This is a genomic window from Mumia xiangluensis (assembly GCF_010994095.1).
Lineage (GTDB): Bacteria > Actinomycetota > Actinomycetes > Propionibacteriales > Nocardioidaceae > Mumia > Mumia xiangluensis.
In genome coordinates, this window is record NZ_WJYO01000007.1 from 22,255 (window position 1) to 48,436 (window position 26,182).

General features: G+C 70.7%; 15 protein-coding genes and 2 tRNA genes. 7 read left to right on the forward strand and 10 right to left on the reverse strand.

Translation table 11 applies throughout. The annotated features are described in order from the left end of the window. Positions 1-96 precede the first annotated feature (96 nt). Together GH747_RS19915 and GH747_RS19920 are read left to right on the forward strand one after the other, a co-directional pair. Positions 97-3,216, forward strand: a complete 3,120-nt coding sequence (locus GH747_RS19915) for a glycoside hydrolase family 78 protein (RefSeq protein WP_149771403.1) — start codon at positions 97-99, stop codon at positions 3,214-3,216. Then, positions 3,213-6,989, forward strand: a complete 3,777-nt coding sequence (locus GH747_RS19920) for a glycosyl hydrolase (protein WP_149771404.1) — start codon at positions 3,213-3,215, stop codon at positions 6,987-6,989. The genes GH747_RS19915 and GH747_RS19920 overlap by 4 nt, the downstream gene beginning before the upstream one ends. A gap of 82 nt (positions 6,990-7,071) precedes the next feature. Here GH747_RS19920 and ettA read toward each other — a convergent pair whose 3' ends face one another. The 5 genes from ettA to GH747_RS19945 all read right to left on the reverse strand — a co-directional run bounded on the left by ettA (position 7,072) and on the right by GH747_RS19945 (position 14,259). Beyond that, positions 7,072-8,754, reverse strand: a complete 1,683-nt coding sequence (ettA, locus tag GH747_RS19925; protein ID WP_149771405.1) for an energy-dependent translational throttle protein EttA — start codon at positions 8,752-8,754, stop codon at positions 7,072-7,074. Positions 8,755-8,820: 66 nt separating this feature from the next. Continuing rightward, the gene (locus GH747_RS19930; protein ID WP_149771406.1) at positions 8,821-9,285 is read right to left on the reverse strand and encodes a single-stranded DNA-binding protein; all 465 of its coding nucleotides are present in this window, start codon (positions 9,283-9,285) and stop codon (positions 8,821-8,823) included. Positions 9,286-9,396: 111 nt separating this feature from the next. After that, positions 9,397-10,995, reverse strand: a complete 1,599-nt coding sequence (locus tag GH747_RS19935) for a GTPase (RefSeq protein WP_149771407.1) — start codon at positions 10,993-10,995, stop codon at positions 9,397-9,399. 1 nt (position 10,996) lies between these two features. Then, complete coding sequence (locus GH747_RS19940) at positions 10,997-12,709, reverse strand: dynamin family protein (RefSeq protein WP_163695809.1); 1,713 nt, start codon at positions 12,707-12,709, stop codon at positions 10,997-10,999. Between the two features lie 101 nt (positions 12,710-12,810). Further along, positions 12,811-14,259 carry a PrsW family intramembrane metalloprotease gene (locus tag GH747_RS19945; protein WP_149771408.1) on the reverse strand — a complete coding sequence of 483 codons (1,449 nt, stop codon included), beginning with the start codon at positions 14,257-14,259 and terminating at the stop codon, positions 12,811-12,813. A gap of 56 nt (positions 14,260-14,315) precedes the next feature. On the opposite strand from GH747_RS19945, the gene GH747_RS19950 reads away from it, so the two are divergent. Continuing rightward, positions 14,316-14,389: transfer RNA gene (locus GH747_RS19950), tRNA-Arg, on the forward strand. A gap of 25 nt (positions 14,390-14,414) precedes the next feature. Here GH747_RS19950 and GH747_RS19955 read toward each other — a convergent pair. Further along, positions 14,415-14,861: an OsmC family peroxiredoxin gene (locus GH747_RS19955; RefSeq protein WP_149771409.1), complete on the reverse strand. Its 447-nt coding sequence runs from the start codon at positions 14,859-14,861 to the stop codon at positions 14,415-14,417. Between the two features lie 119 nt (positions 14,862-14,980). After that, entirely contained in the window at positions 14,981-15,781 is an 801-nt protein-coding gene (locus GH747_RS19960; RefSeq protein WP_149771410.1) for a DsbA family protein, read from the reverse strand. A 127-nt stretch (positions 15,782-15,908) separates the two neighbouring features. On the opposite strand from GH747_RS19960, the gene orn reads away from it, so the two are divergent. The 3 genes from orn (at position 15,909) to GH747_RS19975 (ending at position 17,812) form a co-directional block, all read left to right on the forward strand. Next, on the forward strand, positions 15,909-16,571 hold the full coding sequence (orn, locus tag GH747_RS19965; protein ID WP_228553018.1) for an oligoribonuclease: 663 nt from the start codon (positions 15,909-15,911) through the stop codon (positions 16,569-16,571). Positions 16,572-16,620: 49 nt separating this feature from the next. Next, positions 16,621-16,696 (forward strand) — tRNA-His (locus tag GH747_RS19970). A 54-nt stretch (positions 16,697-16,750) separates the two neighbouring features. Further along, on the forward strand, positions 16,751-17,812 hold the full coding sequence (locus GH747_RS19975; RefSeq protein ID WP_240466221.1) for a lipoate-protein ligase small subunit: 1,062 nt from the start codon (positions 16,751-16,753) through the stop codon (positions 17,810-17,812). Positions 17,813-17,816: 4 nt separating this feature from the next. Here GH747_RS19975 and GH747_RS19980 read toward each other — a convergent pair whose 3' ends face one another. From GH747_RS19980 to glpK, 3 genes are all read right to left on the reverse strand, one after another. Continuing rightward, on the reverse strand, positions 17,817-18,641 hold the full coding sequence (locus tag GH747_RS19980; RefSeq protein ID WP_149771724.1) for a pseudouridine synthase: 825 nt from the start codon (positions 18,639-18,641) through the stop codon (positions 17,817-17,819). A gap of 298 nt (positions 18,642-18,939) precedes the next feature. Beyond that, positions 18,940-20,676 carry a glycerol-3-phosphate dehydrogenase/oxidase gene (locus GH747_RS19985; RefSeq protein ID WP_149771411.1) on the reverse strand — a complete coding sequence of 579 codons (1,737 nt, stop codon included), beginning with the start codon at positions 20,674-20,676 and terminating at the stop codon, positions 18,940-18,942. A 1-nt stretch (position 20,677) separates the two neighbouring features. Then, positions 20,678-22,195: a glycerol kinase GlpK gene (gene glpK / locus GH747_RS19990; protein ID WP_149771412.1), complete on the reverse strand. Its 1,518-nt coding sequence runs from the start codon at positions 22,193-22,195 to the stop codon at positions 20,678-20,680. Between the two features lie 277 nt (positions 22,196-22,472). Here glpK and GH747_RS19995 point away from each other — a divergent pair, with 277 nt between their 5' ends. After that, on the forward strand, positions 22,473-26,120 hold the full coding sequence (locus tag GH747_RS19995; protein ID WP_149771413.1) for an Ig-like domain-containing protein: 3,648 nt from the start codon (positions 22,473-22,475) through the stop codon (positions 26,118-26,120). Positions 26,121-26,182: the final 62 nt, after the last annotated feature.

Consider the following 26,182-nt stretch of genomic DNA (forward strand, 5'->3'; position numbering starts at 1 on the left):
CAAGGTCGAGTGAAACGTTCCAACTGTGATCTGAAACACACAGCGCGGAACCACCTGCCTCTGGCCTGAAGGGATCTCGCCACGATGAGCAAACGGATGCTCAGCATCGTCGTTGCACTCGCCACCGCCCTGATACTCCCGTTCTCCCCCGCCGACGCGGCCCCGCCCGGCGAGGTCCAGCCACACTCACTCTCCGCCGACCACAAGACCCGACCGCTCGGCGTCGGCGAGCACCTCCCCGCTCTGGGCTGGCAGCTCGCCTCGCACGAGCGCGCACAGTCACAGACCGCGTACCGCGTCCTCGTCGCCTCGAGCCCGGCCGTCCTCGCCCGCGGCGAGGCTGACATCTGGGACTCCGGCAAGGTGGCCTCGTCCGAGTCGCGGCAGGTCTCGTACGGCGGCCCGCCGCTGGAGTCGCGCACGCGCTACCACTGGAAAGTGATGGCGTGGGACGCCACCGGCCACGCCGGCCGCTGGAGCGCCCCGTCGTGGTTCGAGACCGGCCTCCTGGAGGCGTCGGACTGGTCCGCGGACTGGATCGCGCACGACACCGACCTCCCGCTGCCGACCTCCAACAGCCAGCAGAACTCCCCCGCTTCCCTCCGTACGGGGCACACGCTCGGCCAGTCCGTCACCACCGACCGGCCGTTCGACAAGATCGGCGGCAGCGCCCCCACCTGGGGCACCCCGGACTCCGACTTCACGCTGACGTTGCGGCGCGGCGGACCCGACGGCGAGGTCGTCGCCGAGAGGCGCATCGTTGACCACGCCGACAACAGCTGGGCCGAGCTCGAGCTCGACTCCGCTGCCACGCCCGGCGACTACTACCTCGAGATGTCCGACCTCGAAGGCACTGCCGGGTGGTGGAGCCACACCGACGACGTGTACGCCGAGGGCCAGGCCTACGCCGACGGCGAGCCGGTCGCCGGCGACCGCACGATCCGCTGGAACCCGACGATCGAGGAGAACGCCGAGCTGACCTCCCAGCTCCGGACCACGTTCGGCGTCGACAAGCGCGTACGGTCAGCGCGTCTCTACTCGACTGCTCTCGGCATCTACGACATGCAGATCAACGGCCGCGAGGTCTCGACCGACCGCTGGGCGCCGGGCTGGACCGACTACAACAAGCGCACGCCGTACCAGACGTACGACGTCACCTCGCTGGTACGACAAGGCGCTAACGCCCTGGGCGCGCGACTGTCGACCGGCTGGTACGCCGGCAAGATCGCGATCTACGGCCCCAACCTGTACGGGAAGCTGCCGGGCCTGCTGAGCCAGCTCGAGATCACCTACGAGGACGGTACGACCCAGCGCGTCGTCTCCGACACCTCATGGACGAGCACCGCCGGCCCCGTCACTCACGCCGACATCCTGGACGGCGAGGAGTACGACGCCCGCCGCGAGACTCCCGGCTGGACCCGTGCGGGCTTCGACGACCAGTCCTGGGCGCCTGTCGTCGAGAAGACCGACGTGGAGACGGCACTCGTCGCCCAGGCCGATCCGCCGGTCCGAGTGACGGAGGAGATGCCCGTACAGAAGATCACCGAGCCGAAGCCCGGGACGTACGTGCTCGACCTCGGTCAGAACTTCGTCGGCACCGTGGCGCTGTCGCTGCGCGGAGCGAAGGCCGGCGAGAAGGTCAGGCTGCGCTACGGCGAAGAGATCAACGCCGACGGGACGCTGTACACCGAGAACCTGCGCAGCGCCCGGGCGACCGACTACTACACCGCCCGCGGTGACCGCGTCGAGACGTACGAGCCCCGCTACACGTTCCACGGGTTCCGCTACGTGGAGCTGACCGGCCTGCCGGGCAAGCCCTCGAGACGGGATCTGGTCGGCAAGGTACTCGGCACTGACGCCCCGATGACCGGAACGTTCGAGACGTCCGACCCGATGCTCAACCAGCTGCAGAGCAACATCGTCTGGTCACAGCGCGGCAACTTCCTCAGCGTGCCGACCGACTGCCCGCAGCGCGACGAGCGGATGGGCTGGACGGGCGACATCAACGTCTTCGCTCCGACCGCCGCGTTCAACATGGACGTCTCGACGTTCCTCGGTGACAAGTGGCTCCAGGACCTCCGCGACGCGCAACGTCCTGACGGCGCGGTCACCGACGTCGTCCCGTACGTTCCCGTCGTCGGAGCCGGCAACGCAGGCTGGGGCGATGCGGCGATCACCGTGCCGTACACCGTCTGGCAGACGTATGGGGACACGAATGTGATCGAGGAGAGCTACGACTCGATGGCGGCCTGGGTCGCCTACCTGAAGAAGAACAGCACCGGCCTGATCCGACCCGACGCAGGGTACGGCGACTGGCTCAACCTCGACGACAACACCCCGCGCGACCTGATCGGCACCGCATACTTCGCCCACGTCACCAGGCTGCTCTCGGAGATGGCCGAGGCGATCGGCAAGGACGCGGACGCCGCGACCTACGCCGCGCTGGCCGACGACGTGCGCGAGGCGTTCGTGGACAAGTACGTCGGCGACGACGGTGCGCTTCCGGGCGATGCCCAGGCGGGCTACGTCCTCGCACTGTCGTACGGGCTGATCCCCGACGATCTCGTGGACGACGCCGCCGACCGGCTCGTCGCCAACCTGGAGCGCCACGACTGGCACCTCGCGACCGGCTTCCTGGGGACACCGGACCTGCTGCCGGTGCTCACGAAGACCGGGCACACCGACGTGGCGTACAAGTTGATCAACCAGCGGACGTACCCGTCGTGGGGCTACGAGGTGGACAAGGGCGCCACGACCATCTGGGAGCGCTGGAACTCGATCATGCCCGACGGCAGCTTCGGCGACGTCGGCATGAACTCGTTCAACCACTACGCCTACGGAGCGGTGGGCAACTGGATGTACCAGACGATCGGAGGCATCCAGCCCGATCCCGAGCAGCCCGGCTACCGCCACTTCACGATCGCGCCGCAGCCCGGAGGCGACCTGGACCACGCCGACGCCCGGTACGAGTCCGGGTACGGCGAGATCCGCTCCCGCTGGTCGCGCAAGCACGGCCGGCTGACGCTGCAGGTGACGGTGCCGGTCAACACGACGGCCACCGTCAAGATCCCGGCATCGAGCGTCGACGCCGTCACCGAGCGTGGGCGGCCCGCGAAGAAGTCCGAGGGCGTCAGTGACCTGCGCCTCGACCGCGGCGTCGTGGTCGGCGAGCTCGGCTCGGGCACCTACCAGTTCACTGTGAAGGAGCACGCATGACCCGGCGTTCGAAGACTTGGGGTCGGCGCGCCCTGGTGGCTGCTGCCGCCGTCGCACTGACCGTCGGGCTGACCGGCGCGGCGGGTGCCGCAGGACGCCCCGCGAAGGCGCCCGCCTGGGACGACCCGACAGGCAGGCTCGACCCCGCGGCGTTCGCAGACCCGCCATCCACGGCACGTCCGCACGCGTTCTGGTTCTGGAACGGCAAGCTCACCGAGAAGGAGCTGGAACGCCAGCTCGACGAGATGCAGGGCAACGGAGTGGAGGAGTTCTTCATCCACCCGCGCCAGGGCCTCGGCGGCGAGTTCGGCAAGACCGAGAACTCCTACTACCTGTCGACGGACTACTTCGACAAGGTCGGTTTCGTTCTGAAGGAGGCGCGCAGCCGCGGGATGAAGGCCTGGCTGTACGACGACCTCAACTGGCCGAGCGGCTTCGCCGGCGGGCGTACGGTTCGTGGCGGCGTCGTCGACGGACGTCAGGTGAAGGCCGACCCCGACTACGTCCCCTGGTATCTCTCCCCCACGGCGAAGGACGTCGAGGGCGGCACCACGTACGACGAGCAGGTGCCCGGACCAGATGACGACACCGACGGTCCGCAGCCAGAGCTGATCGCCACGCTCGCCGCCCGCAAGTCCGCGAACGGCACCTGCGTCACGAACGGAGAGGCTCGCGGAGTGGCGCTCGACGGCGCGTCGACCGTCGAGCTGACCCACAAGATCAAGGACGGCAGGCTGACCTGGGAAGTGCCCGCGGGCGACTGGTGCCTCGTGCACCTGGTCCAGCGGCCGCTGGTGAACTACCACCCGGACCTGGAGCCGGACGAGCCGTACGTCGACATGCTCAACCCCGACGTGACCGAGAAGTTCATCGACATCACGCACGAGACGTACTTCAAGCGGTTCCGCAAGGACTTCGGGTCGACGATCCCGGGCATCTTCAACGACGAACCCGGGTTCTACAACAACTTCCCCGACAACCGTGGCGGGCTCGACTCGCGCGGCTCGATCCCGTGGACGCCCGGCTTCCGGACGTACCTCTCGAAGAACGCCGGGTACGACCTGACTCAGGATCTGCTCGGCATCTGGTACGACGCCGGGGAGACGACCACGAAGGCCCGGGTCGACTACTACGACGCGCTGTCCGACCGCTACAACGAGGCGCACACGTTGCCCCTGGCGGACTGGGCCGAGGACCACGACATCGCGCTGATCTCGAACCCGCTGGTCGAGGAGGATCTCGGCAGCCACAAGCTGATCGAGGGCGGTAGCTGGTTCGAGATGAGCAAGCACTACCAGCTTCCGGGGATGGACCTGATCAGCGGCCTCAACACGGGTGCGATCACGCCCAAGCTGAACTCGTCCGTCGCCCACATCTTTGGCCGCAAGCGCAACCTCGCCGAGACCTTCGGTGCGTTCGGCTGGGACCTGACGATGGAGGAGATGAAGCGCACCGTCGGCTGGGAGGCCGCCGGGGGTGTCGACCTGATCGACAACCACGCGTTCTACTACTCGATCGACGGCGAGCGGGCGTCGGAATCGCCGCCGAGCCAGTTCGACCAGAACACGTTCTGGCCCCGGTTCTCGCAGTATGCGAACTTCGTCGGGCGGCTGACCGAGCCGGCACGCGGCGCGACACCGATGAACCCGGTCGGCGTGCTCTATCCGAGCTCGTCGGTGATGGCGGCGGGGACGCCCTGGGACGTCCGCGGCTTCGCCGGCAACGGGCCTGCGCTCGGGCCGGTCGACGACTCGTGGAAGGGAACCTCGAACGACCTCCTCAAGGCGCAGCTCGACTTCGACTACCTCGACGAGCTGGCGCTGGCCGGCGACGAGGACCTCGACGTCGACCTCCGCGTTCGCCACGGCGCGCTCACGCTGCGCGACCAGCGCTGGCAAGCGGTCGTGCTTCCCCGCACGACGACGCTCGCGTTGGAGGCCGTACGCACGCTGGAGAAGCTCGTCGCCGACGGCGGCAGCGTCGTCGCGGTGGACGGGCTGGCAACACACGAGGCGTCCGGACGTGACGCCGAGCTCCGCAAGCGCCTGACCGCGCTGTTCGGCACCGACCCGTCCGCTCCGGAGGCGTCGCAGCGCCGGCACGGACGCAGCGGCCTGGCGGCGTACCTGCCTGACCGGTCCACCCTCGCCGAGGTGCTCCACGAGCGAGTGAGGCCCGGTGTGACGCTCGAGAACGCGCCCGACGTCCGCGTACGCCACGTCAAGCGGAAGGCCGACGACGCGTTCCTGGTCGTCAACCTCGCCGGGCGCGAGGTGTCGACCACGGCACGCTTCGACGTCTCAGGGACCCCGGAGTACTGGGACCCCGAGACGGGCGGCACCAAGGTCGCTCCGGTGTTCCGCGGTGATCGCCGGCAGACCGTCGTCCCGCTCACACTCGCGCCGTACGAGGCGCGCTGGGTGACGTTCCGGCCGGGTGCGTACCCGTCTGGGAAGGTGGCGCACCTGACGGCGACGAACGCGACGCCGGAATCCGTGCGGGCGTCGCGAGGCACGCTTCAGGCGACGCTGGTCGCCGACGGACCCGGCGAGGTGTACGCGCGCGGCGAGTACCGCGGGCGAGAGTACGGGGCCGTGACGACCGTCGACGACCCGCTGGAGCCACTCGCGCTGAACGGCGACTGGGACTTCCGGTTCGATGCTGACGAAGCAGAGACCGTGACCCGGCCGCTCGGGTCGTGGACGGCGCTCGATGCGAAGTACTCCGGCTCGGCGACGTACGCGAAGCGGTTCACCGTACCCGCGGACTTCCTCGCCAAGGGCCGGCGAGCACAGCTCGACCTCGGCCGCGTACGCGAGCTCGCCGACGTCACCGTCAACGGCAAGCATGCTGGGGCACTGGACTGGTCGCCATACGCCGTCGACGTCACCGACCTCCTCCGCGAGGGCGAGAACGTGGTCGAGGTGCGGGTGACCAACACGCCGTCCAACGCGATCGAGGGGCGCGACAACCCGTCGGGGCTGCTCGGCCCCGTCGTGCTGCGTCCGCAGCGGGAGGTGAACCTCGAGCTCACCGAGGGCACGGAGGTGACGTCGGTCGACATGACCGTCGACCCGGCGTCGTCGGCGGTGCTACCAGGTCGCCCTGCGACGTTCACCGCGACGGTCGACGGAATCGCTCCCGAGGATCTCGAAGCGACGCTGGCCACCACGGTGCCGGACGGCTGGAAGGCCGAGCCCGCCTCGGTCGACGTCTCCGAGCCATCGCAAGGGACCCAGGTCAGCACCACCGTCGACGTCGCCGTGACGCCGCCGGCGGAAGCTCCGGAAGGGGCGTCGTCGGTCAGGTTCACGCTGACCGGCGCAGACGGGCGTACGGTCGAGCGCACCGCGACGGTCACCGTGACGAACGCGTACGCCGCCTGGGAGTTCGACGCCGACGGCGACACCGAGGGTTGGACCGGCGCGAACCAGGTCGAGGGCTTCACGCCCTCCGGCGGCGCGCTCCGGTTCCGGTCCGTCGGCGGCGACCCGTATGTCGTCGGGCCGACGGTGTCGGTGCCGCTCGCCGACAGCGCCACGGTCGAGATCGTGATGTCGTCCTCGGCCGGTGGCGGTGGTCAGTTGTTCTGGGCCACCACCGACGGCGGCTTCGCCGAGTCGCGCAGCGGACGCTTCACCGTCGAATCGGGCGGCACCCGGACGTACCGGGTGGAGGTCCCCCGTCAGGAGGCCTCGCTGACCCAGCTGCGGCTGGACCCGCTGACCGGCACGGGTGACGTCGCGATCGACGCCGTTCGCATCCTGCCCTGACGCAGGGCGCGACGACAGGACCCGGCGCTCCTGCCCTTCACGGGGCGGAGCGCCGGGTCCTTTCGGTCTGCAGTCTGCGGTGTCAGTCGCGCGTGAGCCGGCGGTGGGTCAGCGCGTGCGGACGGGCGGCCTCCGGACCGAGACGCTCGATCTTGTTGGCCTCGTAGTCGGCGAAGTTGCCCTCGTACCAGTACCAGTTGGCGGCGTTCTCGGAGTCACCCTCCCACGCGAGGATGTGGGTAGCGACGCGGTCGAGGAACCACCGATCGTGGGAGATCACGACAGCACAGCCCGGGAACTCGAGGAGCGCGTCCTCCAGCGACTGCAGCGTCTCGACGTCCAGGTCGTTGGTGGGCTCGTCGAGAAGCAGCAGGTTGCCGCCCATCTTGAGGGTCAGCGCCAGGTTGAGACGGTTGCGCTCGCCTCCGGACAGGATGCCCGCGCGCTTCTGCTGGTCAGGGCCCTTGAAGCCGAAGGACGCGACGTACGCCCGGCTGGGCATCTCGAAGTTGGCGACCTTGATGTGGTCCAGACCGTCGGAGACGACCTCCCACACGTTCTTTGACGGATCGATGCCGCCGCGCGACTGGTCGACGTAGGAGATCTTGACCGTGCTGCCGACGGTCAGGGCGCCCGCGTCGGGCTGCTCCTCCCCCACGATCATCTTGAACAGCGTGGTCTTGCCGACACCGTTGGGTCCCACGATGCCGACGATGCCGGCACGCGGCAACGAGAAGCTGAGGTCGTCGATGAGCGCACGGTCGCCGAAGCCCTTCGACAGGTTCTTGGCGTCGAGCACGACGTCGCCGAGGCGCGGGCCTGCCGGGATGTTGATCTCGGAGAGGTCGACCGAACGACGACGCTCGGCCTCCGCGGCGAGCTCCTCGTAGCGCGCCAGACGCGACTTGCTCTTGGCCTGACGTGCCTTCGGGTTGGAGCGGACCCACTCCAGCTCGCGCTCGAGGATCTTCTGGCGCTTCGCGTCCTTCTTGCCCTCAACCACGAGCCGCTGCTTCTTGGTCTCGAGGTAGGTGGAGTAGTTGCCCTCGTACGGGTGGGTCTTGCCGCGGTCGAGCTCGAGGATCCACTGGGCGACGTTGTCGAGGAAGTAACGGTCGTGGGTGACGGCGAGGACCGCGCCGGGGTACTTGGCGAGGTGCTGCTCGAGCCACAGCACGCTCTCGGCGTCCAGGTGGTTGGTGGGCTCGTCGAGGAGCAGGAGATCGGGCTGCTGGAGCAGGAGCTTGCACAGCGCGACGCGTCGGCGCTCACCGCCCGAGAGGTTGTCGACGATGGTGTCCGGCGGCGGGCAGCGCAGCGCGTCCATCGCCTGCTCGAGCCGCGAGTCGAGGTCCCACGCGTTCGCGTGGTCGAGGTCCGTCTGCAGCTCACCCATCTCCGCGAGGAGGGTGTCGTAGTCGGCGTCGGGGCTCGCGAGCTCCTCGCTGATCGCGTTGTAGCGGTCGAGCTTGCCCTTGATCTCGGCGACGGCCTCCTCGACGTTCTCGAGGACGGTCGCACCCTCGGTCAGCGGCGGCTCCTGCATGAGCATGCCGACGGTCGCCTCGGGGTCCTTGTAGGCGTCGCCGTTGCTCGGCTGCTCGATGCCGGCCATCAGCTTGAGCAGCGTCGACTTGCCGGTGCCGTTCGGGCCGACGACGCCGATCTTGGCGCCGTGGAGGAACGAGAGTGTGACGTTGTCGAGAACGACCTTGTCGCCGAGCGACTTGCGGACGTTGCGCAGGGTGAACACGTAGTCAGCCATGATGGGTCCAGCCTAGGCGCTCCCCCGGCGGTCGCGTGAATCGGCCACCGGAGGAGCTGGGCAGGCTCAGACGGCGACCGGCTCGGGCCGCTGGTCCGGGACGGCGTGGGTGCTCTCGAACGCCGCCACCGCCTCACCCTCCTGGGACGGCGCCTCGGCTGTGGGCGCCGGCTCGTTGCGTCGGAACGTGGTCGTCCCCCGGTTGAGGTCGTGGCAGACCGCCGTCGCCTCGAGGATGTCGCGGCGGTGCTCCTCGCCGGACTCCTTGTCCTTCCAGGCGTGGGTGCGCAGTCGCCCGAGCACCACCACCGGATCGCCCAGCTGGAGGGAGGCGGCGGCGTTCTGTGCGAGCGTGCGTGCCGCCTTGACGGTGATCCACACGGTCGGGAGGTCGCGCCAACCGCCCTGCTGGCGGTCGTAGAAGCGCGGCGTGGATCCCACCCGGAACATCGCCCACGCGAAGCTGCCGCTCTCGCGAAGCTCCACGGGGGTGCCGAGGTTGCCGTACACGGTCATCTGGTTGTCGCTCATGGGCGCTCCTGTCGTCGGGGACGCCCTCTAGGTGGGTCCTGCGGTCAGGAACGAACCACGCCGCGCCCGTCGCTGTGGACGGGCGCGGCGTGTGGACGAACTGGTCTCGGCTCAGGCGTTGCGGCCGAGGGCCTGCGCGATGCCGCGCCGCGCCTGGTCGTACGCGGCGAGCTCGGCGTCGACCGGGCCGAGCACCCGAGCACGAGCGACCTCGGCGATCGTGTCGCGAAGTCGATCCTCGACCCCGCGCGCCCTGCGCCGCGCCGAGGACTTGGCGGCGACGGTCGTGACCAGCGCGAGTCCGAGGCCGACCACGAGGCCGACGCCCGCGAGGATCACGGGCAGCCAGACACCCGCGACGGTCGGTGCAGAGGTGCTCCCGGTCAGGCCGGCACCGGCGAGGGCGAGGAGCCAGAGGAGCCCGCCCACGGTCGCGGCCAGGGCGACCCACTGGATCGCCTTGACGGTCGACCACCATGCCGGCGCTCGGCCGACTCCCACGCCGGTCGAGGCCATCGCGCTGTCCAGCACGTCTCCGAGGTCGCGGTTGGGGACGACGACCGCGCGCCGCATCGACTGGACCCAGGACGGCGTGAGGCCGATCGTGGACTTCTCGGCGACGTCGCGGACGGCGACGTCGACCGCCGGCCGCTGCACCCGCGCCGCGACGACACCGTCATCGGCGGCCCGCGACTTGGAGCGGCCGATCAGCCTCAGCGGCGGCCAGGTCGTCGCTGCGACCGCCTGCGAGATGAGGGTCTTCTCGGTGGAGTCGGCGACGGCGGCGATGCCCGCCGCGTCGGCCAGCGTGTCGACGAGCTGGTCGCGGTCGGAGTCCGTCAGCCCGATCGCCGGTGCGTCGCCGCTGAGCTGCTCGAACGCCTTCGCGATGTGCTCGACGTCGGCACCGGTCCGCATGCCCGCCGCCTGCTTGTCACGGATCCGGCGTACAAGAGCGCGCTTGAGGTCGTCCACGCCGTCGCCGCGCAGCGCCGACACCGCCAGCACCGGGACGCCGGCGAGGCCGTCCTCGGCCAGCAGACGGCGTACGTCCTGCAGGGCGCCGTCCCACTTCTCGGGAGGGAGCTTGTCGATCTGGTTGAGCACCACCATCGTGACGGCCGCGTGACGCGCCAGCGGGCGGAGGTAGCGGTCGTGGATGGCCGCGTCGGCGTACTTCTGGGGGTCGAGGACCCATACGAACACGTCGGCGTACTGGACGAGCCGGTCGACCTCGAGGTGGTGGGCCACCTCGGTCGAGTCGTGGTCAGGGAGGTCGAGGAGCACCAAGCCGTCGAGGTTGGTGTCGTCGGTGGTCGACCCGAGCGGGCTCGTCAGGGACATCTGCTGACGCTCGGCGATGCCCATCCAGCTCAGCAGCTCGCGCGTGCCGCTGTCGCCCCACGCCACGGCCATCGCCCACGACGTCGTCGGTCGGCGGACGCCCACAGCGGAGAGCTCGATGCCGGCGACGGCGTTGAACAGGGACGACTTGCCTGAGCCGGTCGCGCCCGCGAGCGCGACGACGGTGCGGTCGCTCGCCAGCCGGAGGCGCTCGCCTGCACGGCGTACGACGGCGGCTCCCTCCTCGACGAGGGCGGGGTCAAGGCGGCCGGCGGTCGCGTCGACGGCGCGGGCGAGTCCGTCGACGCGTGCGGCGACGTCACCGCCGCTCGTGCTGAACAGCGGTGCGAGAGGGGTGTCTGTCACGTCAGTCCCAGTCCTCGGGGATCAGGTCGGTGTGTCGCGCGTCCTCGGCGGCCCGCGCAGCGGCTCGAATGCTATCGGCTGCGGAGGGTGCAGCGGCAGCCCTCGCGAGGACGTCGTAGAAACGCTGGCGCTCGTCCCGCAGGACGGTGCCCGCACGGCGCAGCAGGTCTTCCTTGGCGAGCTCGAGCAGACGGTGCGCGGTGGCGTCGTCGAAGACGTCGACGAGCAGGTCACGAGCCATCGTGGCGCCGCTCGCGTCGTCGCGCGGTGCCAGCTCGCTGACGACGCAGACGCCGAGCGTCACGGCTGAGCCTGAGGTGCCGAGCGCGAGGAACCTCGCCGTCATGCGGTGCTCGGCGCCCTCGGACCGGACGATCTCGGTGCACGCCTCGATCCAGTCGGAGGCGATGCGCTCGGCGCGCGAGCGCAGGGTGCGGGTCGCGCGCTCCAGCTCGCGGCCCGATCCGGCGAGGAGGGAGCGGCCGGCGGCGGACTCCTCCCAGGCCTGGTAGGCGGCGTGCGCGCCGGCCTCGGCCTGCTCGAGGAGAAGCAGCTCGATGTCGTGGGCGAGCGACTCCTGGACCTCCGTGACGCGGGCTCGACGGCCGCGGACGCTGTCCACGATGCGGTCGCGCAGGCGTCCGATGCGGTCGTCGGCGCCGCGGAGCAGGTCGCCCGATCCGGCGAAGTCACGCCAGCGGGCCGCCAGCTCGCCCCGCATCAGGGTGCCGTCCGACAGGTCCTTGGCGAACGCCGCCTCGGCACCGGTGTAGGCGCGGTCGACGTCCTCGACGAGCGACGTGAGCACGGCGCCCTGGTCCGCCACCGCATCGGCGACGTCGAAGGCGCTGAAGACGATCTTGCGGACCGCGCCGTCGAGGGTCTGCGTCACGATCGCGGCACGCACCTCCGGGTCGGCGGCGAGGTCGTGCAGCCAGTTGAGGATCGGCGCCACGGCGCTCGGGGCCAGCAGGCCGTCCTCGTCGACGTCGCCCTCGAGGACCGTGAACAGGGGCGAGTCCTGCAGGCCACGGGCGGTCAGCATGCGCGCGAGGTGACCACGCACCTCGCCCATGGACGACTCGGGGGTACGGTCGAGCACGATCGCGACGGCGGCGCTGCGGTCGGCCGCCTCCCGCAGGTAGTCCCACGGCACCTGGTCGGCGTAGCGGGCTGCGGACGTCACGAAGAGCCAGAGGTCGGCCGCGGCGAGCAGCTCGCCGGCGAGCCGACGGTTGTCGGCCTCCACCGAGTCGACGTCGGGGGCGTCGAGGAGCGCGAGACCCTGCGGGACCGTGTGCGCCGCGACGAGCGTCAGCGCACGCGTGTCGTGCGACTGGGTGGTCGCACGCGCCAGGTCGGGGAGGATCCGGTCCGGCTGGAACCACTCCGCGTCGGCAGGGTTGTGCACGAGCACCGCCGACCGGGTCGTCGGCCGCAGCACGCCGGACTCGGTGACACGACGGCCGACGAGCGAGTTGACGAGCGTCGACTTGCCGGCGCCGGTGGACCCGCCGATCACCGTCAGCAGGGGCGCGCCGAGCTGCACCAGGCGCGGAAGGATGTAGTCATCGAGCTGCGAGAGCAGCGATCGCTGGGCTTCGCGCCCTTCAGCCGCGCCTGGGACGTCGAGACCCAGGGCAGCACCGCCCAGCTCGGTGCGCAGCTTGAGCAGCGCAGCGAGCAGGGTCGCGGTGGAACCATCCCTCGACACTCGAACCTCCGGAGAAGGTGTGCTTTATCGGTTCAGCGTAGTGGAGACCCCAACGCGCGCTGTAGCCGCGACCCTCGCGAACTGTCCCGGCGTCGTCCACGTCACGGCCGGGGTGGACCGGTGCGGCCGTCGCCGCCCGGGGCGTTCGGAGGCACGTCCGCAGGTCGGGGCGGGGCAGCCGGCGGCGAACCTGGAGGCAGGTACGGCGCTGGCGGCGGCGCGTACGGCGGTGGCTGCCGAGCCGCGTACGGCGGTGTCGGCGGCGGTGGCGCGTACGGCGGTGGCTGCCGTGCCGCGTACGGCGGCGGAGCGTACGGCGTGGGCTGCTGACCGTACGTCGGCCGTGGCGGGACATATCCGAAGCGCAGCGGCGCGGGCAGCACGACGTACGGGCGGAGCACCCGCATCTGCACGAGGATCCCGTCGACGCGCTCGGCGGCCTTCGGCTTCGCGAGCCGGTCGATCACACCGGCGTACAGGAACGCCATTGTGATTGCCCGCCGCTGGTAGAGCCGGGTCGCCTTCGCGGAGGCGTCTCCGCCGTACGTGCGGGCGTGCCTGACGGCCTTGCCACGGTAGGACAGCGACGCGATGAAGGGGATCTCGTCCGCGACGAGCCACCCGCGGCGCGCGATGTCGGTGAGCGCACGCGTCAGGTAGCGGCCCTGGTTGCGACGGGCGATCGCCGCCAGCACGATCGTCCCGGCGAGGAGCAGCCCGGTGAACCCGTACGCGAGGAGGAAGCCCGTGCCGCCGAGGTAGCTGACGCCGCCGTTCCAGATGCCGTGCAGCACCATGCTCCCCAGAAGCCCGCCCGCGCACAGCAGCACGCGGACGGCCACCGAACGCTGCCGGACGGCGAGGCCGATCGCGATCCCGAACGCCGCGGTGAACATCGGGTGCGCGAACGGGCTCATGATGCCGCGAAGGACGAACGTCGCCGTGGTGGCGCCGGCCCCCTCGACGCCTGTCTCGTCGATGCCGAGGTAGGCGCCCGCGTAGTAGCCGATGTTCTCGACGAAGGCGAAGCCGAGCCCCACGAGCCCCGCGAACACGAGGCCGTCGATCAGCCCGTCGATCACACGACGCATCCGCAGGAACGTGAGCAGGAGGAACAGGCACTTCGCCGGCTCCTCGGTGACCGGCGCGATGAACGTGGCGAGCGCCTCGTCCGACAGGTCGAAGGTCTCGGAGATGAAGATCTGGGCCGCGAGGGCGAGACCCACGGAGACCACACCACCCCAGACCACCGCGGCGAGCTTGTAGTGCCACGGCTCCGGCTCATAGCGGTCGAGCCAGAAGAAGCAGCCGAGCAGCGCCGGGAGGGGCAGGAGCGCGTACAAGAGGCTGAGACCGCTGCCTGCGACGTCGCCGCTGGTGATCGACAGGAAGCCTGCGCCGACCACGCCGATCGCGGCCGTCACGAACATGAGCACGACGAGCAGGGTGTGACCGCGCTGCCACAAGGGGTCGGGCAGCTTCGGCAGCGGCCCGAGCGGGGCCGGCGCGCGAGGAGGCTGTGGCTGAGGCGCCGACCAGGGCTGGGACACAGGACGACCCTATCGGCGTACGCCGACCACCCCGCCGCCGCTATGGTGTCGCTTGGGCGCCCGTAGCTCAGCTGGACAGAGCAGCGGCCTTCTAATCCGCCGGTCGCAGGTTCGAATCCTGCCGGGCGCGCTCAGCTCTCCCGGTCAGCTCCCGGTCAGCTCTCCAGGGCGGCGTCGAGGACGATCTCGGGGACCGCGGCGAGCGCCTTGCTGACCGGGCACGCCTTCTTGGTCTCCTCGGCCACGTCCGCGAACTGCTCGGCGGTCAGGCCGTCGACCTTCGCGCGGACGGTGAGCACGATCTGGGAGATGAGCAGCCCGCCGTTCTCCCGGTCTGGGCGCACGGTGACGTCCGCCTTCACCGTCGACGACTGCGGGGTCCCGCCGGCGTTCGCGATGCCGCCCGACAGCGCCATCGAGTAGCAGGCAGCGTGCGCGGCCGCGATCAGCTCCTCGGGGCTCGTGGTCCCGTCTGCCTCGTCCGCGACGCGCTTGGGGAAGGAGACGTCGAAGGACCCCGCCCCGGAGCTGTCGAGGTTCACGCTCCCCGAGCCGTCCTGCAGCCCGCCGGTCCACTGCGTCGTTGCCGTGCGTACGGCCATGATGTCGCTCCTCGTCTCGTCCGGTGTCGTCCCTGCCCACCGTAGAGAACGGACGCCCCGTACGCACGAGGCGTACGGGGCGTCACTGCCGGCGGGGCCGGCGGGGGAGCTGTCGTGCGTCAGCCGGCCTGCGCGGCCTCGACTGCGGCCTGGATGTCGGCGAGACCCGGCGTCGTCGGCTGTCCGTCGACCTCGGGACCGTTGACCGTCACGCCGTCGACCCAGATGGTCGGCGTGCCGCTCAGCTTGTTGCCGTCGGCGTCGGGGTTCTCGAACGCGGCCTCCGTCGGCGGGCCCTGGACCTCGGCCCAGTCCCGGAACGGACGACCCTCGACGCACTCCTTCGCACCCTCGGCACCGGCGTTCTCGGCCATCTCGACGAAGGCCGAGGTGGCGACGTCGCCGCCCTCGCTCGGCTGGTTCGCGAAGACCTGCTCGGCGAAGTCGCGGTACGCCGCGGAGCCGGACTCCTCGAAGACGCACATCGACGCACCGAGCGCGTCGCTGGAGAACTGGGTCAGGAACGCGATCGGACGGAACTCGGCCTCGATCGTGCCGGCCTTGACCTGCTCGTCGATCCAGGCACCGGCCTCGGTCTCGAACGACTTGCAGTGCGGGCAGGCGAAGTCCTCGAAGATGGTGACCTTGACGGCCTCGGGGTTGGCCGTGCCACCGAGATCGGTGGCGGACAGCACGACACCGTTGTCCTCCGTCAGCCCCTTCGGGGTGCGGACGGGATCACCGGCAGCGTTGTCCACCGCGGACTTGACGGCGACACCGGCGACCGCGATCACGACGAGCACCGCGGCCACGACAGCGGCCGTGATGATGTTGCGGCGTCGCTTCTCCTGCCGTTCGCGCTCCTTGCGCAGCTCGGCTGCTCGCTCGCGGCGTTCGCGCTTGTCGTCCCTGCTGGCCACCTGGCAACCATCCTTCGTCTACGGACACGTGTCGCCCGTCCAACGGATGTGGCGGCGCCCGCGTTCCCGGCTTTTCGCGACCCAGGCTACCTGTCGGCGTCAGAGGGTGAGGCTAGGGTGGTTGGCCGTGGACAGGCTTGTGTGGATCGACTGTGAGATGACCGGGCTCGACCTCGATCGAGATGCGTTGATCGAGGTGGCGGCGATCGTCACCGACTTCGACCTCAAACCCGTGGCCGAGGGCATCGAGGTGGTCATCAAGCCGCCGCGCGAGGCCCTCGACCAGATGAACGACGTCGTCACCGAGATGCACACCGCATCCGGCCTCATCACGGAGCTCGACGACGGCCTGGCCCTCGCCGACGCCGAGCAGGTCGTCCTCGACTACGTCAAGCAGCACGTGCCCGAGCCGCGCAAGGCGCCGCTGGCCGGCAACTCCATCGGCACCGACCGCGCGTTCCTGCTGCGCTACATGCCGGAGCTCGAGGGCTACCTCCACTACCGCGTGATCGACGTCTCCTCCATCAAGGAGCTGTCGCGCCGCTGGTACCCCCGCGCCTACTTCGCCTCTCCTGCCAAGACCGGCAACCACCGGGCCCTCGCCGACATCCAGGAGAGCATCGAGGAGCTGCGCTACTACCGGGCCGCCGTCTTCGTGCCCGAGCCCGGCCCCGACAGCGAGACGGCCAAGGCCATCGCGGCCGAGCACGCCGGCTCCTTGCGCGGGCAGGTCGAGCCGTCGCGCGAGCAGGCCGAGGAGCCGACCCGGATTTCGGACGGCGAGGCCTGACCCGCTACACTCTTTCTCGCCGCACACGGTCCCTGCCGTGGAGCGCGCGGTGGGTGTAGCTCAGTTGGTAGAGCACCGGCTTGTGGTGCCGGTGGTCGCGGGTTCAAGTCCCGTCATCCACCCCACAGAGGCCCGGTTCGGACACTGTCCGGCCGGGCCTCTCACGTACCGTCGGTGGCGTGGAGAGCAAGCCGATGCATGGTGAGTACAAGGTCCCTGGAGGCAAGCTCGTCGTCGCCGACCTCAGCGTCGACGACGGCCGGCTTACGGGCGTACGCGTCTCCGGTGACTTCTTCCTGGAGCCCGACGAGGCGTTGGACCGCATCACCGGAGCCCTCGAGTCGATGCCCGCCGACGCCAGCGTGGGGGCGTACGCGCAGGCTGTCGACGCGTCACTCGACGGCGCGACGATGATCGGCTTCGACGCGCGCTCGGTCGGGTTCGCCGTCACCCGCGCGCTCGGGCGCTCGACCGCCTGGCACGACCACGCGTTCGAGCTCGTCGACGCCGGCCCGCTCCACCCGCCCGAGCAGATGGCGCTCGACGAGGTGCTCGCCGACCAGGTCGGGGCGGGGCTGCGGCCGGCGACGCTCCGCGTGTGGGAGTGGGCCTCGAACGCCGTCGTCATCGGCTCGTTCCAGTCGTTGTCGAACGAGGTCGACCTGGAGGCCGCAGCGCGTCACGACGTAACCGTCGTGCGCCGGATGTCGGGCGGCGGCGCGATGTTCGTCGAGCCCGGCAACACGATCACCTACTCCTTGTACGTGCCGTCGTCGCTGGTCGAGGGGATGACGTTCGCCGAGTCGTACGCGTTCCTGGACGCGTGGGTGATCCGGGCCCTGCGGGGGCTGGGCCTCGAGGCCGCGTACGTGCCGCTCAACGACATCGCCACCCCCCAGGGCAAGATCGGCGGCGCGGCGCAGAAGCGGCTCGCGAGCGGCGCCGTGCTGCACCACGTGACGATGTCGTACGACCTGGACGCCGCGAAGATGCTCGACATCCTGCGGATCGGCCGCGAGAAGCTGTCGGACAAGGGCACGGTGAGCGCCGGGAAGCGCGTCGACCCGCTGCGCAGCCAGACCGGGCTGAGTCGTGCCGAGATCGTGGCGGCGATGGTGGACCACTTCGCGGACAGCTACGGACTGTCGCGGGTCGCGCTCGACGGCGCGACGCGAGCGGCGATGGAGGAGCTGGCGACGACGAAGTACGCCGACCCGGGGTGGACCGGCCGCGTGCCGTGAGGTGCTACGCCTCCGGTCGAAGGGGCAGCGTCCGCGCGCTGGCGAAGCGGCGCTCGGTGCCGTCGTACGGGTCGGTGAACGCGAGCTCTGCCGCCAGCAGCTGCAGCGGCGTCGAGAAGTCGTCCAGGTCCACGTCGAGCACGGTCGGATAGACGGGGTCGCCGACGATCGGGATGCCGAGCCCGTGGAGGTGGGCACGCAGCTGGTGCGTGCGACCGGTCGCGGGCTCGAGCCGGTAGACGCCGTGCTCGCCGAGGCGTGACTCCAGCGAGATCAGCGTCTCGGCGTTGGGACGCGCATCCGGCACGACCTCGACCTGGAAGGAGCCGCGCCGCTTCACGAGGTGGTTGCGTACCGTCGTCGGGAGGTCCAGGGACTCGTCGACGGGCGCCAGAGCGCGGTACGTCTTGCGGGCCTGGCGACGTTGGAACAGCATCTGGTACGCGCCGCGCCACCGCTGCTCGGTAGTGAGGACGAGCACGCCGGACGTGATCCGGTCGAGCCGGTGCGCCGGGGACAGCTCCGGCAGACCGAGCTCGTCGCGCAGGCGAACGACGACGCTCTCGCGGACGTGCCGGCCACGCGGGATCGTCGCCAGGAACGGCGGCTTGTCGACGACGACGAGGCGCTCGTCACGGTGCAGGACGTGCAGCTGGCCCGGGACCGGCGCCTCCTCGCGCAGGTCGCGGTAGAACCAGACGAAGGTGTGGGGCTGGTACGGCGCCGCATCGGCGACCGTCTCGCCAGCTCCGTCCACGAACCGCTGCGCTGCCAGCATCGCGGCGACGTCGACCTTCTCAGGCAGCCGCCACCGCAGCCACTCCCCCATCGTCGTCCACGCGACCGGCTCGCGACCGCGGTCCGGCGTACGCAGCCACACCGCGTTGAGCCCGTCGCGCGGCGGGAGCGGCGAACGAGGAGGCACGGATCGATCGTAGGCGCGGCGCCCGTCGTCGGTGCGCCAGCGTCCACCCTGGCCGCGCGTCGGTGCGCCAGCGTCCACCGCGGCCGGGCGCGTGGACGCTGAGGCACCGACGCCGGGCAGCGCGGCTACTCCACGCGCGCCGGCAGTGCGGCTACTCCACGCGCGCCGGCAGCGCGGCTACTCCACGCGCGCCACCGGCGCTCTACTCCACGCGCGCCACCGGCACGACGTCCCCCGCCCCCATCCGCGCCGCATCCGCGGTCTCGTCGTCGGGCATCGTCTGGCTCTCGCGCTCGGCATCGACCCGCGCCCGGTAGTGCTCGACCTCCCGCTCGACCTGCTCCCGCCGCCACCCGAGCGGCGCGGCCATCAGCTCCGCCACCTCCTCGCACGAGGCGGTGCCGCGGTCGAAGGTCTCGATCGAGATGCGCGTACGGCGCGTCAGCACGTCGTCGAGATGGCGGGCGCCCTCGTGGGTGACGGCGTACACGATCTCGGCGCGGAGGTAGTCGTCCGCTCCACCCAACGGCTCGCCGAGCGTCCGGTCGTCCACGATCAGGTCGAGCACCTCGTGGATCAGCGCGCCGTACCGGCGGAGCAGGTGCTCGATGCGCACCTCGTGCAGCCCTGTCCGCGCAGCAAGGAGCGTCCGGCGGTTCCAGAGCGCCGCGTAGCCGTCGGCCCCGAGCAGCGGGACGTCCTCGGTCACGCAGGCGGGGATCACGCGGGTGACACCGAGCGCGTTCGCGGCGGCGTCGACCGCGTCGCGGGCCATCACCCGGTACGTGGTGTACTTCCCGCCGGCGACCACGACGAGACCCGGCACCGAGTGCGAGACCGCGTGCTCGCGCGACAGCGTCGACGTCGCCTCGGACTCCCCGCGCAGCAGCGGCCGCAGCCCGGCGTACACGCCCTCGACGTCGGCGTGCGTCAGTGGCACGGCGAGCACGGCGTTGACGTGGTCGAGCAGGTAGTCGATGTCGGTACGGCTCGCGGCCGGGTGGTCCTTCGAGAGCGACCAGTCGGTGTCGGTGGTGCCGATGATCCAGTGCCGCTTCCACGGGATCACGAACAGCACCGACTTCTCGGTCTTGAGGATCAGCCCGGACTCCCCCTGGATCCGGTCGCGCGGCACGACGAGGTGCACACCCTTGCTGGCCCGGACGTGGAACTGACCGCGTTCGCCGACCATCGCCTGCGTCTCGTCGGTCCACACCCCGGTCGCGTTGATCACCTGCGACGCGCGGATCTCGAACTCGTCGCCGGACTCGAGGTCGCGCACGACGACGCCGGTGACCCGCTCGCCCTCGCGCAGCATGCCGGTGACGCGGGTGCGGGTGGCGACGTGCGCCCCGTACGCCGCCGCGGTGCGCGCGACCATCATCGTGTGGCGAGCGTCGTCGACCTGGCCGTCGTAGTACTCGATGGCGCCGACGAGCGCGTCCTTGCGCAGCGCGGGCATCCGCTTCAGCGCGCGACGCCGGGTCAGGTGCCGGTGATGCGGCACCCCGCGGGCCTGACCCGACAGCCACGCCATCGAGTCGTACATCGCCACGCCCGCGCCCGCGTACGCCCGCTCCCACGCGCGGTGGGTGAGCGGGTAGAGGAACGGGGTCGGGTGCACCAGGTGCGGCGCGAGCCGGTCGACGAGGAGGCTCCGCTCGGCGAGAGCCTCGGCGACGAGCCCGAAGTCGAGCATCTCGAGGTAGCGCAGGCCGCCGTGGATCAGCTTCGACGAGCGGCTCGACGTGCCGGAGGCGAGGTCACGGGCCTCGACGAGCCCGACCGTCAGACCGCGCGTCGCCGCGTCGAGGGCGCATCCCGCGCCGACGACCCCGCCGCCGATGATCACGATGTCGAGCGGGTCGCCGGCGACCGTGCCGCGAAGGGCGTCCAGCGCATCCGTGCGCGAGGACGGATCGAGCGCGACCGGCCGCACGTCAGTCGACCTCCACCCAGTCGAGGGTCCGCTTCACGGCCTTCTTCCACCCGGCGTACGCCTCCTCGCGGCGCGCCTCGTCCCACTGCGGCTCCCAGCGCTTCGACTCCTGCCAGTTCCGGCGCAGCTCGTCGGTGTCCTTCCAGAAGCCGACGGCGAGTCCCGCCGCGTACGCCGCACCGAGTGCGGTCGTCTCGGCGACCCGCGGCCGGCTCACCGGCGTCCCGAGGACATCGGCCTGGATCTGCATGCACAGCTCGTTGAGGGTCACTCCCCCGTCGACCTTGAGGACGCCGACGGGGACGCCGGAGTCCTGCACCATCGCGTCGGCGACGTCGCGCGACTGGAAGCAGATCGCCTCGAGCGTCGCGCGCGCCAGGTGCGCGTTGGTGTTGAAGCGAGAGAGGCCCACGATCGCGCCGCGGGCGTCGGAGCGCCAGTACGGGGCGAACAGGCCGGAGAAGGCCGGTACGAAGTAGACACCTCCGTTGTCCTCGACCTGCCGCGCAAGCGCCTCGGACTGCGCGGCGCCGGAGATGATGCCGAGCTGGTCGCGCAGCCACTGCACGGCCGAGCCGGTGACGGCGATCGAGCCCTCGAGCGCGTAGACGGGACGGGCGTCTCCGAGCTGGTACGCCACGGTGGTCAGCAGTCCGGCCTTGCTCCGGACGATCTCGGTGCCGGTGTTGAGGAGCAGGAAGTTGCCCGTGCCGTAGGTGTTCTTCGCCTCCCCGGGCGCGAAGCACACCTGCCCGACGAGGGCGGCCTGCTGGTCGCCGAGGATGCCGGTGATCGGCACCTGCCCCGCGAAAGGTCCGTCGTCGAGCGTCGTGCCGTACCCGTCAGCGACCGACGACGGCCGGATCTCGGGCAGCATCGCGCGCGGGATGCCGAAGATCTCGAGCAGCTCGTCGTCCCAGTCGAGGGTCTCGAGGTTCATGAGCATCGTGCGGCTCGCGTTGGTCACGTCGGTGACGTGCACTCCCCCGCGCCTCCCGCCGGTGAGCTGCCAGGTCAGCCAGCAGTCGGTCGTACCGAACAGCGCATCGCCGCGCTCGGCCGCCTCGCGGACGTCGGGCACGTTCTCGAGGATCCACGCGATCTTGCCGCCCGAGAAGTACGTCGCCGGGGGCAGGCCCGCCTTCTCACGGATGATCCCGCCGTACCCCTCCTGCTCGAGCCGTGCGGCGAGCCTGTCCGTGCGGGTGTCCTGCCAGACGATCGCCGGAGCGTACGGCCGTCCGGTCCGCCGATCCCACACGACGGTGGTCTCGCGCTGGTTCGTGATGCCGATGGCGGTGAGGTCGGACGCCGTCAGCCGCGCCTTGGCAAGGGCGGTCTGGATGACGGCGCTCGCGCGCTCCCAGATCTCCAGCGGGTTGTGCTCGACCCATCCGCTGCGCGGCAGGATCTGCTCGTGCTCCAGCTGGTGGCGCGCAACCTCGACACCGTCGTGGTCGAAGATCATGAATCGCGTGCTGGTCGTGCCCTGGTCCACGGAACCCACGAAGTCGGCCATGGGACGTTTCTACACGCCGGCGCACCCAGCGGCCCGCCAACCCGTCGAGCGGCGCCTTCGCTCGCGCTGCAGACCCCGCGGCCCCGACCTAGGGTGGGGCCCCTGAGCCGCGTGCAGATCCGGGGGGGGGGGGGGGGGGGGGGGGGGGGGGGGGGGAATCGTGCGTGCTAGGTGGGTAGCAGCCGTCGGTGCGCTGGCGATCGCCTCCGGCCTGGTCCTCCCCGCTACGCCGGCCTCAGCCCAGTCGTGGTCCGCAGACTGTACGAACCCCACCGTCGTGATCGCGACCGACTCCGCCGCGACGCTCAATCTCCAGCCGTCCGACGTGGTCCAGGTCAGCGCACGCTTCACCGGCGGCATCAACGCCTTCCCGTACGGGGCTGCGATCTGCGTGACCGCCTCCGGGGCCCTCGCCCCGACGTGGATCAACAACGCGTCGGGAGCGGTGCTCGTACGCGGTACGGCGACGTTCCCCTCGATCGCCACCAGCGCAGCGTTCGTCCTCGTGAACGAAGGAACGACCGGGTTCCCGCAGGGGATGAACACGAACGGCGTGGCCTCGCTGCGCAACGAGGCCGGTGGGACGCTCACCGTGGGGTCGTACCTGAATCTCTCGTCGGGGGCCGTCCTGGAGAACGCAGGTGACGCCACGCTGCCCTCGAACGTCAACCTCAACGGCAGCTCGCGCATCGAGAACTCGGGCACCATGACGCTGGCGGGCGACCTCACGATCTCGGGCGACATCGACAACACGGGGTGGCTCGACGTCTCCGGCCGGTTGACGTCGAACGGCCAGTCGACGATCTCCAACGCCTGCATGCTGACGATCGGTGGCGACCTCGGCAACAACGGCGCCCTCGCCAACTCCGGTCACCTGTCGCTCGGAGCGAACCTCCAGAACAACGGCACGATCAGGTCGACCACGACGGGGGTCATGACCGGCCGCGACTTCAGCAACGACCGAGCGGTCACCGGGTTCGGGCAGTACCGGTTCACGGGCAGCACGCGCACGCAGGGCACGTTCGTGGGCGACTCGCCGGTCAACCCGATCGTCTTCGAGGACACGTCTCCCGGCGCCGGGATCTTCGACACCGCCAGCGGGACGGTCGCCAACGTCGTGCGCGGTGCGGTCGACGTGACTCCGCCGACGGCCGGCCTGCCGGGCTGCCGCCCCCCGGGGGACCAACCCACCGCCGACCTCTCGGTCACCAAGTCCGGACCCGCCAGCATCGACGAGGGCGGCCGCCTCACGTACGAGATCACCGTGCGCAACCTCGGTCCCGCCGTCGCGCAGGCGGTCCAGGTGCGTGACGACCTCCCGCCGGCGCTGTCGTCGCCGGAGGCGTCCGACGCCGGGACGATCAGTGGTGATGTCGCCACCTGGTCGCTCGGTGATCTCGCTGCGGGAGCGACGCGGGTCCTCACCGTTGGAGGGACCGCGCCCAGCGAGGGAACACTCGTCGACGTCGCACGGGGCTCGAGCACGACGATCGACCCGGACGACACGAACAACAACGGATCCCTTCCCTCCGCGAGTGTCACCACCGTGGTCCAGTCGATCCCGGACAACACCGCGCCCTCGGTGAACGACCAGACGATCGTGACGGTCACGGACCGGCCGGTCACGGCGAACGTCAACGGCGAGGACGCCGACGCCGGGCAGGTCCTCGAGTTCGACGACCAGTCCGCGCCGAGCCACGGTTCGGTGCTGGTCCAGGCGGACGGCGCGTACCTGTACGTCCCGGAGCGAGGCTTCGCCGGGCGGGACCGGTTCACCGTCGAGGGGTGTGACAACGGGGTTCCGGTCCTGTGCGACAGCGCGACCGTGACCATCGAGGTCTACCCGCTGGTCACGGGCCTGACGGTGGTGACGCTGCGCAACGAACCGGTCGCAATCCCGGTCAGCCTCACGGACCGTGGGACGACGAGTGACCCCGTGGTCGTCGAGGAGCCGGCCTCCGGGACCGTCACGGGCGGACAGGGAGGCGTCTTCTTCTACGCGCCTGACCAGGACTTCGTCGGGACGGACGAGTTCCGCTACCGGACGTGCAGCGTCACCGACCCGGACCTGTGCGGCGAGGCGACCGTCACCGTCCACGTGGTGCGTCCTCCGAACAACCCGCCGGTGCTCACCGACATCGCTGTCGCCACCGACGCCGAGTCCGCCATCGAAGGGCGAGTCCCCGTCTTCGAGGTGGACGACGGCCAGACCGTCACCGTGACACTCCTCTCGCCACCCGCACTCGGTACGGCGAGCGTCGAGGCCGACGGCGCCTTCCGGTACGAGCCGGCGGCTGGATTCAGCGGACGCGAGAGCTTCACCGTCCGAGGGTGCGACGTCGGTGCCGACGGTGACGAGTCGCTGTGCGACGACGCGACTGTCACGGTCACCGTCCGTCCTGTGGCCGTCGATGACGCGGTCGCGGTCGTCCAGGATCAGACGGCCAGCGTCGACGTCCGCTCGAACGACCTCGGGTCCCCCTCCGAGCCCGTCATCGTCACGGATCCCGACAACGGCACCGCAGTGGCGAATGCCGACGGGTCGGTCTCGTACACGCCGGACGCCGGGTACGTCGGACCAGACTCCCTCGAGTACGAGGTCTGCAGTCCGTCGGTCCCCGACCTGTGCTCGACGGCCGCCGTCACCATCACGGTCGAGGAGGCCCCCACGCCCAACCATCCGCCGTCGCTCGCCGACAGTGCCCGGGTGACCCACGTCGACCAGACCGTCTACGGCCGGCTGCTGGCCACGGATCCGCAGACGGCCCGGACGGTCACCATGCCGCGGTCCGGCCGACAGGCGCTGCGGGTCAGCGGCGAGGGCTTGACGTACCGCCTCGTCGGTCCTGCGCCCGACGGCGGCGTCCTCGTCGTGAACACGAACGGCACCTGGACGTACACACCCGACGGCTCGTTCGTCGGGCGGACCAGCTTCAGGGCCGAGGTGACCGATGACGGCGGCCTCACCGACGAGGCCACGGTCGCGCTGACCGTACGACCGCGCGCGACGGACGACCTCACTCGCGTCAGGTCCACCCAGGCCGTGTCGATCGACATCGGACGCAACGACCTGGGCGACGTCGGCGAGCCCGTCCTGCTGGGCCAGCCGGACGCGGGTACGGCACGGCTCGACGGCTCGGTCCTCACCTACGTCGCCGGGCCGACACGGACCGGCATCGACTCCGTCCGCTACCGGGTGTGCGGGCGCGTCGCGACCGACATCTGCGACGACGCGACAGTCCACATCGTCGTACGCCCGTTGACGGTCGACGACCGCGCCACCACCGGAGCGGGCGAAGCCGTACGCGTGCCCGTGTCCGCCAACGACGCTGGCCGAGCAGGGCCGCCTCGGACACTCGTCGCGCCGAAACACGGCCAGGTGACGACCGTCGGGTACGCCATGCGGTACGCACCGACCCTGCCGTTCACCGGGTATGACACGTACCTCTACGAGCGCTGCCTTCGATCGGCGTACGTCCTCTGCTCGCCCGCCGCGGTCACCGTTGCCGTCCACCCTCTTGCCGGGGACGCGCACGCCACGACGCCCGAGGGGACTCCCGTACGTGTCTCGACCGCTGCGGGCCGCGTGGGTCGCGCGGGGCGCCCCGAGATCGTCAACCCGGCGTCGAGCGGTATCGCGCGCTTTGAGCAGGACGGCACGCTCTCGTACGCGCCGCTGCGCGGGTTCGTCGGCACGGACGTGCTCACCTACCGCAGGTGCAGCACCACTGCGCCCGAGCTGTGCGGGTACGCGGTCGTGAGCATCGAGGTCGTCCCCCGCCAGGCGGAACGCGACCTGCCCGATGCCGGAGGTTCGTCCGGCCTGCTGCCGTTGCTCGGGGCGTCGATGCTCGCGGCCGGGGCCGCCCTGGTGCTGACCGGCAGGCGGCTGCGCCGCCCCTCACCCTCCGCCCCCGCTGGTTGAGCGAGCGCAAGCCCCCTCCGCTGGTTGAGCGAGCGAGCACCCCTCCGCTGGTTGAGCGAGCG

Coding starts and splice junctions, on each gene's coding strand:
- glpK (WP_149771412.1), bottom strand. CDS start 22,195: ATGGCCGACTTCGTGGGTTCCGTGGACCAGGGCACGACCAGCACGCGA.
- GH747_RS19955 (WP_149771409.1), bottom strand. CDS start 14,861: ATGGCCGTACGCACGGCAACGACGCAGTGGACCGGCGGGCTGCAGGAC.
- GH747_RS19915 (WP_149771403.1), top strand. CDS start 97: ATGCTCAGCATCGTCGTTGCACTCGCCACCGCCCTGATACTCCCGTTC.
- ettA (WP_149771405.1), bottom strand. CDS start 8,754: ATGGCTGACTACGTGTTCACCCTGCGCAACGTCCGCAAGTCGCTCGGC.
- GH747_RS19930 (WP_149771406.1), bottom strand. CDS start 9,285: ATGAGCGACAACCAGATGACCGTGTACGGCAACCTCGGCACCCCCGTG.
- GH747_RS19920 (WP_149771404.1), top strand. CDS start 3,213: ATGACCCGGCGTTCGAAGACTTGGGGTCGGCGCGCCCTGGTGGCTGCT.
- GH747_RS19980 (WP_149771724.1), bottom strand. CDS start 18,641: ATGGGGGAGTGGCTGCGGTGGCGGCTGCCTGAGAAGGTCGACGTCGCC.